Origin of the sequence: Nitrosopumilus sp. (assembly GCF_025699125.1) — an archaeon.
Taxonomy (GTDB): domain Archaea; phylum Thermoproteota; class Nitrososphaeria; order Nitrososphaerales; family Nitrosopumilaceae; genus Nitrosopumilus.
This window is the reverse complement of sequence record NZ_JAILWC010000001.1, coordinates 1-16,132: the sequence shown is the minus strand read 5'-3', so window position 1 is coordinate 16,132 and position 16,132 is coordinate 1. Positions and strand designations below refer to the sequence as shown.

General features: G+C 36.2%; 19 protein-coding genes and 1 tRNA gene. 3 read left to right on the top strand and 17 right to left on the bottom strand.

Going from position 1 to position 16,132, the window contains the following annotated elements; genetic code table 11:
• Positions 1-66 precede the first annotated feature (66 nt).
• Positions 67-441, top strand: coding sequence for a hypothetical protein (locus tag K5783_RS00100; RefSeq protein ID WP_297471476.1), 375 nt, complete (start codon positions 67-69; stop codon positions 439-441).
• Positions 442-600: 159 nt separating this feature from the next.
• On the opposite strand, the gene K5783_RS00095 is transcribed toward K5783_RS00100, so the two are convergent.
• The 6 genes from K5783_RS00095 to K5783_RS00070 all read right to left on the bottom strand — a co-directional run bounded on the left by K5783_RS00095 (position 601) and on the right by K5783_RS00070 (position 4,902).
• Positions 601-1,779: a divalent cation transporter gene (locus K5783_RS00095; protein WP_297471474.1), complete on the bottom strand. Its 1,179-nt coding sequence runs from the start codon at positions 1,777-1,779 to the stop codon at positions 601-603.
• Positions 1,769-2,824: a multicopper oxidase domain-containing protein gene (locus K5783_RS00090; protein ID WP_297472668.1), complete on the bottom strand. Its 1,056-nt coding sequence runs from the start codon at positions 2,822-2,824 to the stop codon at positions 1,769-1,771. Before K5783_RS00090 ends, K5783_RS00095 begins: the two co-directional genes overlap by 11 nt.
• Before the next feature lie 140 nt (positions 2,825-2,964).
• A complete protein-coding gene (locus tag K5783_RS00085; RefSeq protein ID WP_297471472.1) occupies positions 2,965-3,444 on the bottom strand; it encodes an iron dependent repressor, metal binding and dimerization domain protein in 480 nt (159 codons plus the stop codon).
• Between the two features lie 393 nt (positions 3,445-3,837).
• Positions 3,838-3,999, bottom strand: coding sequence for a hypothetical protein (locus K5783_RS00080; RefSeq protein ID WP_179371275.1), 162 nt, complete (start codon positions 3,997-3,999; stop codon positions 3,838-3,840).
• A 36-nt stretch (positions 4,000-4,035) separates the two neighbouring features.
• A tRNA-Ser gene (locus tag K5783_RS00075) sits at positions 4,036-4,122 on the bottom strand.
• A 33-nt stretch (positions 4,123-4,155) separates the two neighbouring features.
• The gene (locus K5783_RS00070; RefSeq protein ID WP_297471471.1) at positions 4,156-4,902 is read right to left on the bottom strand and encodes a metallophosphoesterase family protein; all 747 of its coding nucleotides are present in this window, start codon (positions 4,900-4,902) and stop codon (positions 4,156-4,158) included.
• Between the two features lie 111 nt (positions 4,903-5,013).
• Between K5783_RS00070 and K5783_RS00065 the strand changes: the two genes are divergently transcribed.
• Positions 5,014-6,045: an isocitrate/isopropylmalate family dehydrogenase gene (locus K5783_RS00065; RefSeq protein WP_297471470.1), complete on the top strand. Its 1,032-nt coding sequence runs from the start codon at positions 5,014-5,016 to the stop codon at positions 6,043-6,045.
• On the opposite strand, the gene K5783_RS00060 is transcribed toward K5783_RS00065, so the two are convergent.
• From K5783_RS00060 to K5783_RS00010, 11 genes are all read right to left on the bottom strand, one after another.
• Positions 6,046-6,579, bottom strand: a complete 534-nt coding sequence (locus tag K5783_RS00060) for a HemK2/MTQ2 family protein methyltransferase (protein WP_297471468.1) — start codon at positions 6,577-6,579, stop codon at positions 6,046-6,048. It abuts the gene before it with no gap.
• Positions 6,554-7,261, bottom strand: a complete 708-nt coding sequence (locus K5783_RS00055) for an rRNA adenine dimethyltransferase family protein (RefSeq protein ID WP_297471466.1) — start codon at positions 7,259-7,261, stop codon at positions 6,554-6,556. Before K5783_RS00055 ends, K5783_RS00060 begins: the two co-directional genes overlap by 26 nt.
• The gene (locus K5783_RS00050) at positions 7,258-7,824 is read right to left on the bottom strand and encodes a DUF655 domain-containing protein (protein WP_297471464.1); all 567 of its coding nucleotides are present in this window, start codon (positions 7,822-7,824) and stop codon (positions 7,258-7,260) included. Before K5783_RS00050 ends, K5783_RS00055 begins: the two co-directional genes overlap by 4 nt.
• Before the next feature lie 24 nt (positions 7,825-7,848).
• Complete coding sequence (locus K5783_RS00045) at positions 7,849-8,172, bottom strand: RNA polymerase Rpb4 (protein WP_109876868.1); 324 nt, start codon at positions 8,170-8,172, stop codon at positions 7,849-7,851.
• A gap of 1 nt (position 8,173) precedes the next feature.
• The gene (locus K5783_RS00040; protein ID WP_109876869.1) at positions 8,174-8,473 is read right to left on the bottom strand and encodes a 50S ribosomal protein L21; all 300 of its coding nucleotides are present in this window, start codon (positions 8,471-8,473) and stop codon (positions 8,174-8,176) included.
• A 57-nt stretch (positions 8,474-8,530) separates the two neighbouring features.
• Entirely contained in the window at positions 8,531-9,586 is a 1,056-nt protein-coding gene (rlmN, locus tag K5783_RS00035; RefSeq protein WP_297472666.1) for a 23S rRNA (adenine(2503)-C(2))-methyltransferase RlmN, read from the bottom strand.
• Positions 9,587-9,679: 93 nt separating this feature from the next.
• Positions 9,680-10,867: a DNA repair and recombination protein RadA gene (radA, locus tag K5783_RS00030; RefSeq protein WP_297471460.1), complete on the bottom strand. Its 1,188-nt coding sequence runs from the start codon at positions 10,865-10,867 to the stop codon at positions 9,680-9,682.
• Between the two features lie 159 nt (positions 10,868-11,026).
• Positions 11,027-11,209 (bottom strand): 30S ribosomal protein S30e, encoded by a 183-nt coding sequence (locus K5783_RS00025; protein WP_048115322.1) that lies wholly within the window; start codon positions 11,207-11,209, stop codon positions 11,027-11,029.
• A gap of 40 nt (positions 11,210-11,249) precedes the next feature.
• Positions 11,250-12,974, bottom strand: coding sequence for a radical SAM protein (locus K5783_RS00020; RefSeq protein ID WP_297471454.1), 1,725 nt, complete (start codon positions 12,972-12,974; stop codon positions 11,250-11,252).
• 51 nt (positions 12,975-13,025) lie between these two features.
• Positions 13,026-13,838, bottom strand: a complete 813-nt coding sequence (locus K5783_RS00015; protein ID WP_297471453.1) for a dihydroorotate dehydrogenase electron transfer subunit — start codon at positions 13,836-13,838, stop codon at positions 13,026-13,028.
• On the bottom strand, positions 13,822-14,775 hold the full coding sequence (locus K5783_RS00010) for a dihydroorotate dehydrogenase (protein ID WP_297471451.1): 954 nt from the start codon (positions 14,773-14,775) through the stop codon (positions 13,822-13,824). Before K5783_RS00010 ends, K5783_RS00015 begins: the two co-directional genes overlap by 17 nt.
• A gap of 43 nt (positions 14,776-14,818) precedes the next feature.
• Here K5783_RS00010 and K5783_RS00005 point away from each other — a divergent pair.
• Positions 14,819-16,132 (top strand): ribonucleotide-diphosphate reductase subunit beta (locus K5783_RS00005; RefSeq protein ID WP_297471449.1); only part of this gene is annotated, 1,314 nt, incomplete at its 3' end.

Genomic DNA, 16,132 nt, shown 5'->3' with positions numbered 1-16,132 from the left:
TAATGTGGTTAAGATCTAGACGCAACATGATAAAGCGATTAAATAGTGTGTGTCCCATTTACAAACATGGAAGAGAACTCTCTTCATTTTTGGATTATTCCAATTGTATGCATGGTAATAGTAGCTGCCATATTTTCTTTTGCGTTAGATTATAAAATAAACACAATTTTTCCCAATGCGGAACTAGAAAGAGAAGAGATCGAAAAAATGTCTTGTCCTGAAATTATACAAAAAGATTCTTCAAACAGATATTGGTCTTCAGAAAACAGGGAGATTGGAAAAGCCAAAGCTGTCAGATGCAGCATCCCACAAGAAAGTCAGAGTTCCGGCCTAAGTCCATATGTAGAGTTTTGTACTCCTGGCGGATTTGCACCGGTTAAAAAAATTGAAAACAGTACTCACACATTTAATCATGATACATGCGTTTGGGATTTGAAATAAATCCAACCATTTTGATTGTTTAGATTCAAAATAACCAAATTCAAACTCATGTTAGAAAAATATTCCAAGTGCAAATTAAAAAAAGATTGAAAAATTAAATTCTAGTCCTTAGGAGAATAGTTGGTATCGCGGAGTAAATCTCTGATTATATTGCCAATGTCAAACAAGAATACTAGTAGCATACATTATCAGCATTCCTATAGCAAAGCCTGATACTACTGCAGCACTTGAAAGATTCTTGTCGCCTTCTACCCTTATCCATTTCAAGATTGTCATAATTACTTGAAATATTGCACCTGCCCCTATTGAAAGAAATATCACCGAGGAAAACGGAGAATACACAAAACCTCCAACCCATGCACCAAAAATTGCGGGAGCCCCTGCAATCATGCCCATAGCTGCAAGTTTCCAGATTACCGTTTTTTCTCGGGACATTGGAGATGCAATTGCAATTCCCTCAGTAGTGTTGTGCAACGCAAACCCCACTATCAAAAACGTACTAAATGCAATAGACCCAAGACCTACAGCAGCCCCAATTGCCAATCCCTCTCCAAAGTTGTGCAATCCAATCCCTATCGCAATCATTAATGCAATTGCTACGGGTTTTGTAAGTCTGGAGGTTTCAGATTTTTTTATTAATTTTTCACCTGTATAGTGTAACCCAAGAAATGAAAGAATAGTAATTGTGGCAATGAGTAATGTGCCATTAAAACTGTCTGCAAGGCTTTCATCAGATACTTGTATTGCTTCTTCAATGGAATCAATTCCCAAAAATAACAGCAATCCGGCAGTTAATGCCAAAAAGAAATGATATTTGCTTTTCTTAATTTTTTTGATAAATGGAAGCCACAATAAACCAATCATCACAGGAATGATTCCAACATATGTACCGATTATGGCAAAAAATACTGCAAGTTCAAGTGTTGGCTCTAGTGCAGGAGCTGCTGCTTCTATTTCTTTTTCAAATCGGGTTCCATCTTCAACTGTGATTCCAATGATGTATGGTTCTGCTTCATTCCATTCAAATGGAATTCTTACCAAAGCCGTTTCATATCTGTCCAAATACCTATCAGGTTCAACTGCAGCAGGTTGTATCCGGTCGTTAATGTCTGCCATCGCAACTTCCACAGGCATAGGTCCAGTGTTTCGGACTGTGACTTGTATTTCAGAATCTACAAAATCTACTTTTTCCATTGTAATTTCAGGTAAAGGAATTCCCAAATCCAACAAATCGGAACCAGGGCCAAAGATGTATGCGATCATGATTACTAAAAATGCAAATGGGATGATACCACTTGCAATCATTTTTACTTTTGAGGATTTGTTACTAAGTTCCATATCCTTCTGACTCTACAGCATTTTTATTTTCATGCACCATGAATATTCCCACCCAGCCCTTTTCAGAAAATTCTACCTTGTGTGCATGGAAAAGATATTTGCCAGGATATTCATACTCAAATTCCATTATTCCACGTTCGGTTTGTGAGAGAGTAATCATATCGGTATAAAATGAGGGCACAATGTCAGTTCCTGTTGGATAATACTTGTACAAATTACCATGAAGATGAAAATTGTTAATTGGGTCAAATTCTACCATATTAACAACATAAACTCGAATCAATTCATCGGTGTTAATTTGAATTGGATGATGCTGATAGTAAAACGGAATAGTGTTTGCAGCATAGAAATTATTTTCAGTGTCAAAATCAGTGTCCAATCCATTTAAGACCATCACCATTTCATCAGCTGGTGGACGTTCTTCTTTTGGATCTACGATGAAAACCCCATACAAGCCATGTACAATGTGTTCTTCAAGTGGCATAACATGACAGTGGTAAGGATGGACACCAACAGGGCCAGATTCAAATTCATAAACAAACTGTCCACCATTTCCACCTACGGGTTCAAAAACGCCATCCATTCCGGCTGGATGAATGCCATGAAAATGAATTGTGTGTTCTTTTTCTCCATTGTTGATGAACTTGACTCGCACAATATCCCCTTCTGTTGCTCTAATTGTCGGTCCTGGAACTGTTCCATTAAATGTCCATACATTATAAAATATTCCAGGAGAGACCTCCATTATTTCATCATCATTAGCAATAATTGTAAATTCGCGCACAGTTGTTCCATCAGACAGTTGGGTTACGCGTCCATAATTAAAATCACGTAGGAATTCCATCGGATCAAATTCTACTGTCGCACTGGTGTATAATGGATCTAGTATTTCACCAGTGGTTTTCACCACACCCCCAGAATGAGTAACAAATGTTTTCTCTTCTTTTTGTGCGTTGATTCCTTCAGGAAACACAAAGAAAATTGCAGATATTGCAACCATTGCAACTATCAACACCATCATTATTCCAGAGCGGGATGCCACCATCATCGATGCTTGTAGGTGTGCCGAACAATATAAAGTTAGTCTAGGCTAAATTTATTAGTCTAGTGCAACTTTATTTACACAGCGATAACTGAAAAATTTTGAATCGTAGAAAGCATCATAATTCAAAGACTAAATTTTGATTAAAAGCGTACTCTGTTAAATGAATAAAGTAGATCAGGATTAGATTTAAGAAATGTAGTAAATTTTCTTAACTGTTTCATTGTTTTTGGGTTTATGTGATGCTCGATTCCCTCAACATCTTTGTTGGCCACAGAACCATCAATGCCAATAATCTCAAAAAAATCCAACAAGTCGCTATGTTTTTGGCGTATATCATTTGCAATATTCATTCCTTTAAGAGTTAATTTCAATCCACGGTATTTTGTATATTCTAAATAACCATCAGCATCTAAACGACGTAACATTTTGGTTACACTGGGAGGCCGGACATCCATGTAATTGGAGATGTCTGTAGGAGAAGCATATCCTTTGAGTTCTACCAGTTCAGAGATGACTTCAAGATAATCCTCCATTCGAGTGGTAAATGAATTCTTTTGACTATGAGCTTTTTTTATAGAGTTCAATCTCTTTTCTTTTTTGTCAGATAGATTACTCATCATTATCAATTACGCGTTTTTTCGTATATCAAGTTTTAATATTTTGATCATTCATTGAAATGCATTTTGGGATAGAAATAGAGACACTGCACAGATAGCTGTTTTCCAAAACCCATTTGTTAAAATAATGAAGATGTATTGTGTATCTTTTATACCGTCAGCGGGAGATTTTTCTGTTACATCCAAAATTGACTTTTAAAATATGGTATTGCTTCTAGTTTGCAAAAATCATTATACGGTATTGGAACAGAATTAATTGGAATCTCTTTTAGCATCCCCAGATGTTGAAAGTTTACCAAGTTCTAAAAAAATTTGATTCTGCCAAAGACTATGGATTGGATATCAGATCACAGTATGCATGGTCAGTAAATGAAAGATATGGTATTTGTTAGAATGTTATAATTCAAATTCTTGGCGACATTTTTCACATTTTCCTCTCTCTTGTCCAGGTGGACCTAGAAGGAATACCTTGCCGATTGTTTTACAGACAGGACACATTCCAGTAGTTGCATTTTTCGGACCAGTACGAATAATTTTTTGTGTTTTTCTTCGTCCCATTGAAAAAACTTCCCAAATCGGTCTATTAAGTTTTAATGGCGCGGGGAGGGGGATTTGAACCCCCGCGTTCTTGCGAACATAGGATTAGCAATCCTACGCCCTACCAGGCTAGGCGACCCCCGCACAAAGATGCCTAGATTTAATCTGTAAATAAATTCACTCGTCGGTAAATTGACTATAATTATTCACTATTTCATCAATTGGCAGTCTTTTTCCACCTACTATTTTGAGATCCACCTGAACTTTTTTATCAGAGATTGTTAGAATGTTGTAGGTATTTTCAAAGAAACCACGTACACGCTCAGATGTAGCGGTTCCAGCATTAACGACAGTAAGAGTTCTAAAATTCCAAGCCCAAGGTCGATGCTTGTGTCCACACAGTACTATGTCAACATGGGTATCCAAAACAGTTCGCAGCACATCACCTGCATCGACAACAGTGAGTTGATCAGAACCAGTGTCAGGAATTGCAATCAAATGATGATGCATTGCAACAATCTTTACTTTATCTTTGTATTTTTTCATAGTTCTCTCCAACCATAAATTTTGTCTGTAACCTACTTCACCTTCATTTCTATCAGGCCTAGCAGTTCCAACTGTAACTAAAACAACATCATCATTCAATTCATTTACAGATTCAAACGGAAAGAATTTTTTGAATAACAGATAACCGGTATTTCGATAATCGTGGTTTCCACTAATTGCAATAATTTTTTTTGTGTTAAACTTTTCCAACAGTGATTTGCATTGCGCATATTCTTTCATCAAGCCTTCATTTGTCAGATCACCAGTAATTACAATCACTTCAGGATTTAATTCATTGACTTCTGCAACTAGAGTATCAAATTTGTCCTGTAAAAATTGAGAGCCCACATGCAGATCAGAGATTTGAACTATTTTCATTTGATAAAACCTTGGCAAATTAGGTATTAAATCATCGCTATAGAAAATATGTAGATCACATTTCAATTGCAAGGTAGAATTAAATAATAAACTCATCAAAAGCAGGCAGTTTTGAGTAAAAAAGCAGCAGTTATGAGAGGAGATGGCATTGGACCTGAAGTAGTAGACTCGATGCTAAAAGTTTTGAAAGAATGTAACATCCAATCAGAGATTATTCTCTGTGAGGCAGGTTCAGAGCAATGGGATAAAAATGGAAGGAAAGACAAATCATACATTCCTGATGAGACAATTAGTATTTTAGAAGAATCCGATGCGTGTTTTAAGGGGCCGACTACCACAATTCCGGTTCCAGGGGCTCCAAGAAGTGTTGCTGTCACTCTACGTCAAAAATTTGAACTATATTCCAATATCAGACCAACCAAAACTTTTGATAGATTAACACCGGATAGAAAATTAGACTGTGTTTGTTTTAGAGAAGCAACTGAGGGCTTGTACACTGGTATTGAAGCAAAAATAACAGATGATGCGGCAATTGCCATTAGAAAAATTACAAGACAAGGTTGTGATAGATTTTTAAATTCTGCAATGAATTGGGCAAAACAATACAATATGAAAAAAATGGTGGCAATCACCAAAAGAAATATTCTCAAAGAGACAGACGGAATATTTTGGAGTTCGGCTCAAAAAGCCGTTGAAGGGACAGATGTAGAACTATCAGAAATTTACATTGACAATATGGCGCAACAAATGGTAGTAGCTCCTGAGCAGTTTAATGGAGCAGTTCTTGTAAGTACTAATTTGTTCATGGACATTATTTCAGAGTTGGCTTCTGGATTGGTAGGATCTATCGGATTGATTTATTCTGCAAATATGGGAGATGATTTTGCAATGTTTGAAGCAGCGCATGGAAGTGCACCTCAATTTGCAGGTCAAAATAAAGTGAATCCTACTGCAACCGTTCTATCAGGTGCTTGGATGGCAGAATATATAGGTGAGAAAGAAATCAGAGACGCAATCTTTGATGCAACTTATCAAGTGATTAATGAAGGAAAAACAGTTACCTGGGATATCGGAGGAAACGCATCAACTACCCAAATGACAGATGCGATTATCACATATGCAAAAGAAAAACTTAGAAAATAGTCAGTTAGAAGCCTCTACTAGAATTAATTCCTCAAAGAAAAGTTTCTTTTTTGCCACAATACGGGTTTGCAAGCCTAATTTTTGGGCATAATGAATTAATTTTTGATAGTTAGACAATGAAGAAGTTACAAAAACAAACTTTCCATTTTCTGCGATATTGTTAATTACAGAGTCGAATATTTTTTTAGGGATCTCAAACCCCTCCGCACCACCATCCGTGGCAACATCCAAGATGTCATCAGTTGCAAGATAGGGCAGATTACACACAATAAAATCAAATTTGATTTTTAATGCATCAGAACCACTACAACAAACAATGTTTTTGGTTTTGTAAGTTTGATCTTTTAAGACTTTGAAATTGATGTCAGTCCCAACTACAAAAACAAAATTCTCAGAAAGTAATTTAGTCAGATATCCAGAACCGCTCCCTATATCCAAAGCAAAATTTCCTTTTTCATTTTCAATATTTTTTACGATGAAAAAAGTATCCTCAGAGGGAGGATATTCTTCATTTTTCAAGAATTTGGTTTGCAATGTTAATTATTTCATCCCCAGAAAGATCATCCACTCTTTTATCTATTACAGTTTCTTTATTGAATTGTTTTAAAATATTTTTAACAGTTTTCCTCCTATATGAAAAAATTTTATTTATTGTTTGAATTAGATCTTTTTTCATGATATTTTTTTTCACTATTTTTAGAATTACTGAATCAACTTTGGGAGGCGGTGAAAAGTTATTCTTACTCACATTAGAAAGAATACTAATTTCAAATGCATGATCAGCAATTACACTTATTGCTTTGCGTTTTTTTGATGATTTTGCAAGCAGTTTCTCTGCAAATTCTTTTTGAACCATTATCACACCATGTGAAAACGAGGATTCCGCGAGCCATTCAATCGCTTCTTTACTCTTAGAATATGGAAGATTGGACACAAAAATAGTGAAAGAGTCGTTGTTCTTAAAACCATCACCAGATTTCAGAATTAAATTATGAATTTTAGAGAAATCAGATTTTGCATCTTCAATCAGTTGTTCATCCACATCCATGGAGATAACCTTGTTTGCTTTCTCACATAGAAGAGGAGTCAAGATACCCAATCCGGTTCCTAATTCAAAAACGGTATCATTTTTTGTGATTTTAGCCTCAGAAACAATGGATTTTGCTATGGAATTAGAGTTTAGAAAATGTTGTCCGAATCGTTTACGTTTTATCATCTCTTGACAAAGAGATTCATTCTGCTTTCACCAGTGATTTCATCCATGATTCGCTGTGAAATATGCTTAACTGGTTCTTTGAGCCCAACTCTTTCTTGTAAATCATCATAACTTTCAAATTTTTTCTTTTCTCGTTCTTCCAACATTGTTTTCATGTAGGTCTTGCCAATTCCAGGAATTAATTCAAGAGCATGAATTCGAGGTGTTAATGGTTGTGCTTTGTTCAGATACTCTACAAATTTGGATTCATTATCAGTTACAATCTTTTCGACAACAGCAGGCAACTCACTTTGTGCAGATGATGAAATTTTGTCATAATCCATTTTTCCTAAAACAGATAGAACTTTGGTTCGGCCATCTTTTCCGATATAGATTTTCTCACCAATTTCAAAAACAGAGTTTGGGATTCCAAGAATTTCTAAAAGAGTAAGACGATCTTCCCCAATCGCAGTAACAATAATTCCTTCTCGTCCTCGAACTGTTGATGATTTTCCCCTAGGATTGAAATCCAGAACATAAGCATGCTCTTCATATTTCCTAGGTGGGGATTGTGCCCTATACAAAATAAAGTTCTCCGAAAAAAAGTACTATTGCCCCTTGATTATCTTGAGCATCTTTTCTAGAGTTTCAGCAAGAATTAGTTTTTTCCAACCAAATGTAAATGAACGTAGTTCAGCTAAACTTGTGGGTCTAATGTTAACAATTTCAACAGCCTCGTCTTCTGTTAACTCACATTCTTTAATGAGTTGTTTTTTCATTTCTTTTGCATCCTTTGGTTCTATTGATGCAAACTTTGAAACATAATCATAAGTCCATCTTTGAATTTGATCCATTTCCTCAGGATCAACTTTACCTAAGATTTCTTTAACTTCTGAAAGAGAAATTGCTTGTTTCTTTTGTACTTCTTCCATATCATACACCGAATGGTTTTATGTGATCCAATCTAGTGATTAAGGTTTTCGATTTTTCTCCTAATTTCACATCAAGTGTAATTGCACGTCTACCAACGTTTGTAATGACACCTACTTTGCCATGGTATCTTCTGTGTGGCAGTCCTTTGTGCTGTCTAGGATCAATAATGACAAGTGCCTGCTGGCCCTCCTGATATTCACGTAACAAGAACGAGACTCCTCTAGGAGATACTTTCTTCATAACGGATCTAGATTTGTGCTTAAATCCATGTGAACGACCATGAGATTTCTTAGTTGCCATTAAGTGTAAAATCCTCGAAAGCCCTATTTTAAGACTTAGAACATGTTTTAGGCAAAATTAGCCAATAATATCGGTTCGGAGTTGCCCACAAGCAGCTGAGATCTCAGTTCCTTTTTCCACCCGCACAGTACAATTTACACCAGCATTAGATAAAATTCGTTCAAATTCAAGTACTCTCTGTTTTGATGGGCGTTTAAAATCTCCAGCTGTTGGATTGATTGGGATTAGGTTGACATGAGATCCGTTGCCTTTCAAAAGGCTAGCTAGTTCTGTTGCAATCTCAGGAGAGTCATTAATTCCCTCCATCAAAGCATACTCAAATGTAACACGTCTTCCAGTTTTTTTAAAATATCGTCTCCCTGCCTCAATGATATCTTCAACAGAATTTGGTCCAGCAGTCGGAACAAGTTTTTTTCGTAATGTATTATTTGGTGAATGAAGTGATATGGCAAGACCAATCTGTAGATTTTCTTCAGCGAGTTTATCGATTCCAGAAACAATACCTATTGTAGAAATTGTGATGTGTCTTTGACCCAATCCAAAACCTCTATCATGAGTTAAAATTCGTATGGCCCTGATCATCTCATCATAGTTTGCCATTGGTTCACCCATTCCCATAAACACCAAATTTGTTACATGTTCACCGCGTTTCTCCAAAATTTCTGCAAAATGAATTACTTGAGATACAATATGTTCTGCAGTAAGATTTGTTTTGAAACCCATCTGCCCCGTTGCACAAAATACACACCCCATTGCACAACCAATTTGAGTAGAAACACAAATGGTTGATCTTGGATGACCACCAATTTTAGATGAAGGGTATTGCATCAAAACTGTTTCTACAGAATTATTGTCAGTCAAATTGAGTAAGAGTTTAGTTGTCTCTCCATCATCACTAACAACTCTATGAATCTCTTTTGCAGAACCAATTGTATATCCAGCTTCCGTCAGTTCTTCTCTTAATTTTTTTGGAAGTTGGGGTATGTCGTTAATGTCTTTTGGAAATTTATAATATAACGGAAGTAAGATTTGATCTGCACGATATCTAGGATAACCCATGTCAATGACTAGCTGTTCCATCTCCTCTGGAAGTAATCGATAAAGATCGGTCATCATGTATTGATAGTCACAAATGATATTATAATTTAATCAATATTGAGAAAAATAAATAAAAATTAAAAAATAAATGAAGAGAAAGGAGAAGAGTTACTCTTCAATTGGTTCTGAATCTTCTGATTCATCATCTGCTGTAGATTTCACAATGCCATCTACTTCAGCTGTTTCTGTAGCATCTACTTCAGCTGTTTCTGTAGCATCTACTTCAGCTGTTTCTGTAGCATCTACTTCAGCTGTTTCTGTAGCATCTACTTCAGCTGTTTCTTTTGCAGGCTTGGTTGTTTTTTTGGTAGTCTTTTTTGTCTTTTTATCGGCGTCTTCAGGATCAATTACACCTGCTTCACCTAGTGCAAAGATTACTTCCTCTTCAGGATGATGAGGACTATCTACCATTCTAGCAATTCGTTTCTTACCTGATTTCTTAAAGTAGATTCTGTATGTACTGGTATGTGCAACTACATTTCCACCAATAGGTCTTGTTGGATCTCCAAAAAAGACATCAGGGGATGCCATAACTTGGTTGGTTGCAATTGCAGCACAGTTGTATGTTTCTGCAATTCTAGATAGCAAATGAACAAAATGATTTAGTTTTTGCTGTCTAACAGACAATGTTCCTCTTCCAAGATATTCAGCACGGAATAGTCCAACTGCAGAATCTGCAACAATTAGTTTAACATTGTTTTCTTCAATTATGGGACCAGCTTCTTCTAGAATTAACACTTGATGTGCACTGTTGTATGCACGAGCAACTATGATGTTATCTAGAACTTTTTCTGGGTCCATATCATGAGCTTTGGCAATAGATACAATTCTTTCAGGTCTGAAAGTATTTTCAGTATCAATGTATAATACACTGCCTTCAAGACCACCTTCTTCTTTGGTTTTTTGAACCATCACAGACATTGTATGAGCAAACTGTGTTTTACCACATCCAAATTCACCATAAACTTCTGTAAGAGCCTGAGTCTCAATACCACCATCAAATAGTGTATCAAGACAATTTGTACCAGTTGTAATTTTACCAATACTTTGTCGATGTTTGTAAATTTCAGTTGCACTAACAAAGTGTTTGGCAATTAGTCCACCATCAACTAAATGTTGTCTGGCTTTATTGACAATTTTTTCAGCAGTGTCCTTTTCCATTCCAGTTATTTCTGCAATTTCCACAGGACCTCTGACGATGAGATCCATGACGTTGTGGACACCTGCATCGGATAATTTTCTTGTAGTTACAGGACCTACGCCCTCTAAACTATCTAATCTTAAATCTTCTACCATACCGTATGGTACGGTACGAGTACTTTATAAGAGTATTGTTTTGGGGTTCTGTCAAGTCTCCGTCGGAAATTCTCATTGTCAAAAGTCGTCGGATCGGTCATTTAGAATTACAGATCATAGGCACAGATCGTAAAATGATAAAATTTTGATAATAATTGATTAACGTCTCTTTCTTCTTTGTCCTGGTTTGTTCTGACCAGGAAATCTACCTAGAACAAATCGCTTTTTGAAGTTACTTTTGTTTCTAAGACTAGAACTAGTACCTACAATTTTTCGTCCTTCAACTTTTGGTGTCTGTCCTCTTACTTTACCTGCTTTGGTAAGTGAACCGTGTGTTGCCATATTTAGAAATAGGAATTAGTGAATTTATGTATTTGTATGACTACCAATACTTGGCTTTAACAATCTCAATGACTTTTTCGTGTTCCTTACTCTTTCTTCGAGCATATCTCTCCATTGCACCAAGGGGAACACCGCCAAGAGATCTTGCTATGGCATTAAAGAAGTATCTTTGAGGGCCTTTAGAGCCGGTCTTGGTCATAAATTTCTGAATGCCATATTTGAAATTGTGTTGCCAAGTTTTGTAAAGCACACCTAGTTGAGCAGGAGTCATCTCATTTCCAATGTTAAAGAAATCAGATTTTTCTAGTAATCCAATAGGAACGAATGTTAATGCAGTAGCTGTAAACATAGAATCAGGTTGTTCATTTTCTAATTCACTAAGTAAACGTATAGTCTCCCAAGAGTCTTCAGGCGTTTCATCATTATCAAGACCCATAATCAAGGTGAATGCAGGAATCCAATAGTCTTGATTTAATGTCTTGACACCTTCTTTGACAACCCAATGCCATTCATCAGGTGAATATGGTGCAAGTTTTCTATCAGCGTATTTACCGATTAATCTAAGACTGCCAGTTTCAAATCCAGCTTGAACACCAATCATGTTATCAGGGCCTGCTTTGATGATTTTAGAAAGATTAGGAATTAATTTTTCATCGGCAATAGCTCCAGCAAGAGTTCCGTGAGTTGGGTTTGTGTGTTCAACTCCTGTTGACATGATTGCAGTGAACAGTTCTTCGAGTGCTTCTCTGTTTGGCTCCATACCTTTCGCAGTTCTAGGATCCATACCATAAACAAAAATATCATCACTGTGAATCCATGCAGACTTAGAACCACCCTTCTTTATGTTAACTTCAATTTCTCTTTTGACTTTTTCAGGAGAATAATACCTCAATGATCTTAATGTAACATCACAGAATTTGCAACCTCTACCACAACCACGCATTACCTCAACCATTCCATGCATACTTGGTTCTACAATGTCAGGAATTTCTTCAAGTTCAGGTCTATCCCAGAAATTAACAAAACGTCCATGGATTTTTTTTCCGTTTCTTTCAAATTCTTTTATGTTAACTTTAAAGTCACTTCTCTTTCTGAAAGGATCCATGTTTTCAAAGTCACCATTTATCAAATAGTTGAAGAATCGTCCAGCATGTCCATCAATTTCAGGTGCAATCCCACCCAATTCTCCTTCTAGAATTGCATAAATTCCAAATTCTTCAATTTTTTCCGGATCATAATTGTATTGCCAAGTTCCAGATGCACCAGAAATTACTTTGGCCTTACTTCCAGTTTTTAATTTAGCAGCTTTGATTCTATGATGTAGTTCAGTATTGTAAAATTCATCATAAGATGTTTGTTTTCTGCCATAAGTAAATGTCATAGTTACAGGACCCATTCCAAGAGGATCCATCTCATAGGTCCCAACAACTTCTGTTTGAGGACCAATAAATTGTTCAATATGATCAGGATGTGCAACTACTACATCTTGTCTGCTAAATCCATCTCGAAGCAAACCAGCTTCTAATTTTCTCAAGCCATATGGAGCATAGTTTGCAACACCATTTGTATGAGGAATATAATTACAAATAAAATCAAACAGTATTTTGGGAGTTACCTGTTTTCCAAGAATTTTATACCAAAAGCTGTTTTTATCGCGGTTTGGGTCAATAGCCGGTGCACATCCAAAAAATGTTGCAAGCGACAATCCCCTATATGGAGACATCAGGGTTCTATCTGCAGTCAATACAATTTTTGGAGTTCCCATTTCCGTCATGGAAATAATTTTGTGATTTATTTTAAACCTTGCTAGTCAAATTCAATAATTTTCTAATATTCCAGCCTTATTTCTGTAAAAATGACCAAATTCCTTGTTTGTTGAGAGATGTTGCCCATCAAAGACAGTCCCATCACGGCATACCAGATCTTCGCCTACACAGCAACTACCACAAATTCCAACACCACATTTCATCATCCTCTCAAGACTAGCTTGGACAAACATTTTCCTAGAATGAGCTGATTGTACGGTTTTGTACATCATTATTTCAGGCCCGCATACATAAACCCCATCAAAATGAGATTTGCTGACAAGTTTTTCAACCAAATCAGTGACAAACCCTTTTTCGCCATAACTTCCATCATCAGTTGAGACAATTACTTTGTGAGGATTATTTTCCAGCAAATTATTTGCCAAGTCTTCAAAAAATACCTCATCTTTAGATTTTGCACCAATTAAAACAGTAACATCGTCAGTAGGTTTTACAAAAGTGAGTAATCGCATCATTGGAACAAGACCGGTTCCACCACCAACTAACAAAAGTTTTCCTTCTTTTAGATCAAATGAATTTCCATACGGGCCACGAATTCCAATTTGTTGACCTTCGAGAATATTAAACAACCCAGTTGAAGCAGGTCCATGTTTTCTAACTGTGAATGCTGCCTTTCCAGGTTCTTTAGAAATCATCACACTCATTGGCAATTCATTTACTCCTGGAATCCAAACCATTGCGAATTGTCCGGGAAGAACATTGGACATCACATCATCAGAAAAAACTAAAGTTCTGACAGTTGGTGTTTCATCAATTACTTTTTCAATGGTAACAATTGTTGTATGATTATTGTTTCTTTGCAAGACCCACCATTTCCTTTATTGAAGAATAGTTTTTTCTTTTCATGTACTGTAATATTCCATTATTGATGTCATTGAAAACATCAATCCAATTATCTCCTACCGCACTACCAAGTTGAATTGCAGAAGCCCCTGCCAAAAAGAATTCAACTGCATCCTCCCATGTAGATATACCACCACACCCAATTATTGGAATATCATGTTTTGAAGAAATTTCATAGACACATCTCAATGCAATTGGTTTGATTGGAGTCCCAGATAACCCTCCAAATTTATTACTGAGAATTGGTCGTTGAGTTTCAACATCTATTGCCATTGCTCTGACAGTATTGATTGCAGTGATTGCATCAATTCCAGAATCTATTGCCGCACTTACAGTATTAAGATAATGAGTAGTTCCTAAACCAACTTTGGCTATTATTGGAACATCAGTGGTATTTTTTGCAGTAGTTACAATTTTTTTAACTAATTCAGGATCATCGCCAACTTCTAAACCAACTTTGGCTACATGTGGACAGGATAGATTTAGCTCATATGCCGTAACTTTACAATTTTCAAATTGTTTAATCATTGTTTCAAAGTCTTCTGGAATTGAACCCACCAAACTCACAATTATTGGAACATCCTGATTAGGTTCAATCATTTTTGCAAAATTAGTAGCTCCTGGATTCGAGAGACCCACTGCATTTATCCATCCACCCCCCTTGACACTAAAGATAGTCGGATTGGGATAACCTTCCCATGGTTCTGTACTGAGAGATTTAGTTACAACAGCACCTACGCCAGAACGATACAATCGATTAAAAACATCCAAAGATATGCCCAAAATTCCAGACGCTAGCATCACAGGCCTATCTAATTGAATTTGACCTATGGAAGTTGCTAGACTGAGTTCCACTTTGAATAATGAACTTAGTTTCGAATATAATAGTTGATTCACGATTCTGGTACCTTTTTTAAAGGTGATTTAGAATCAACTAGTCATGTATTCTGTGGTATTAACAGAGTTAGGAATCTCAGTTTTCAATGACGGAAAGATTGAAAGAGCGTTTCCATTCTCAAATCCAGTTAAAGAATATCTGTTAGTAAAAAACAAGGAATCAAAACTAAATGAATTAATCAACTATCTTGCCTCTATTCAAAGAGGAGTTTCTGTTAGTGATGAATCATTACTTTCAATTTTAAAAAAATTTTCTATTGACTGTTACTTGATGGAAGCATCAGAATTAAACAACATTCAAGCAACAAAACCTCAAATTATTGTAGATTCAGGATTTGCTTCCAATTTGCAAGACACGTTAGGTAAACTAAGAGAGTTTGCTTTAGGATTATCATCATCAAAAGTTACTGAAGTATCAGAAAGTCCAGATCTTCACATAATTCAAGCAATCAATTCATTAGATGAAATTGATAAAATTGCAAATGGTCTAAGTTCAAGACTCAGAGAATGGTATGGATTACATTTTCCAGAATTGGATAACATCATTGATAGTATTAATGGATATGCACAAATCGTTCTTGCTGGAAAACGAGAATCATTAACAAAACAAGTTTTTGAAGATGCAGGTTTTCCAGAATCAAAAGTAGAAATGCTGTCTTTAATTTCATCTAAAAGCAGAGGAGGAGACATCTCAGACGTTAATTTAGCTATAGTGCAATCAATAGCAAAACAAATTTTAGATTTCCACGAGTTACGTAAAAAACTTGAAGAGCACGTTGAAACTGCAATGCAAGAAATTGCACCAAACCTTTCAGCAATTCTTGGAAGTGCAGTGGGCGCTAGAATTTTAGGAAGAGCAGGAAGTCTCAAAAGATTAGCATCTCTTCCTGCCAGTACAATACAAGTTCTAGGAGCTGAGAAAGCATTGTTTAGATCATTAAAGACAGGTTCACAACCACCAAAACACGGATTACTATTCCAACATGCTATGGTTCATGCTGCTCCTAGATGGCAAAGAGGAAAGATTGCAAGAGCAGTTGCTGCAAAAGCAGTCATTGCTGCCAGAGTTGATGTTTATGGTGAAGGCCTAAATCAAACTCTGCTTGAAAAACTCAACATTAGAGTAGACGAAATAGGCAAAAAATACGAAAATCCAACTGAGAAAGACATCAGAAAACCTCAATCATTCAGACGTGATAGTGGAAGCTTTGGTGATAGAAGAAGAGAAGGTGGTGATAGAAGAAGAGAAGGTGGTGATAGAAGAAGAGAAGGTGGTGATAGAAGAAGAGAAGGTGGTGATAGAAGAAGAGAAGGTGGTGATAGAAGAAGAGAAGGTGGTGATAGAAGAAGAGAAGGT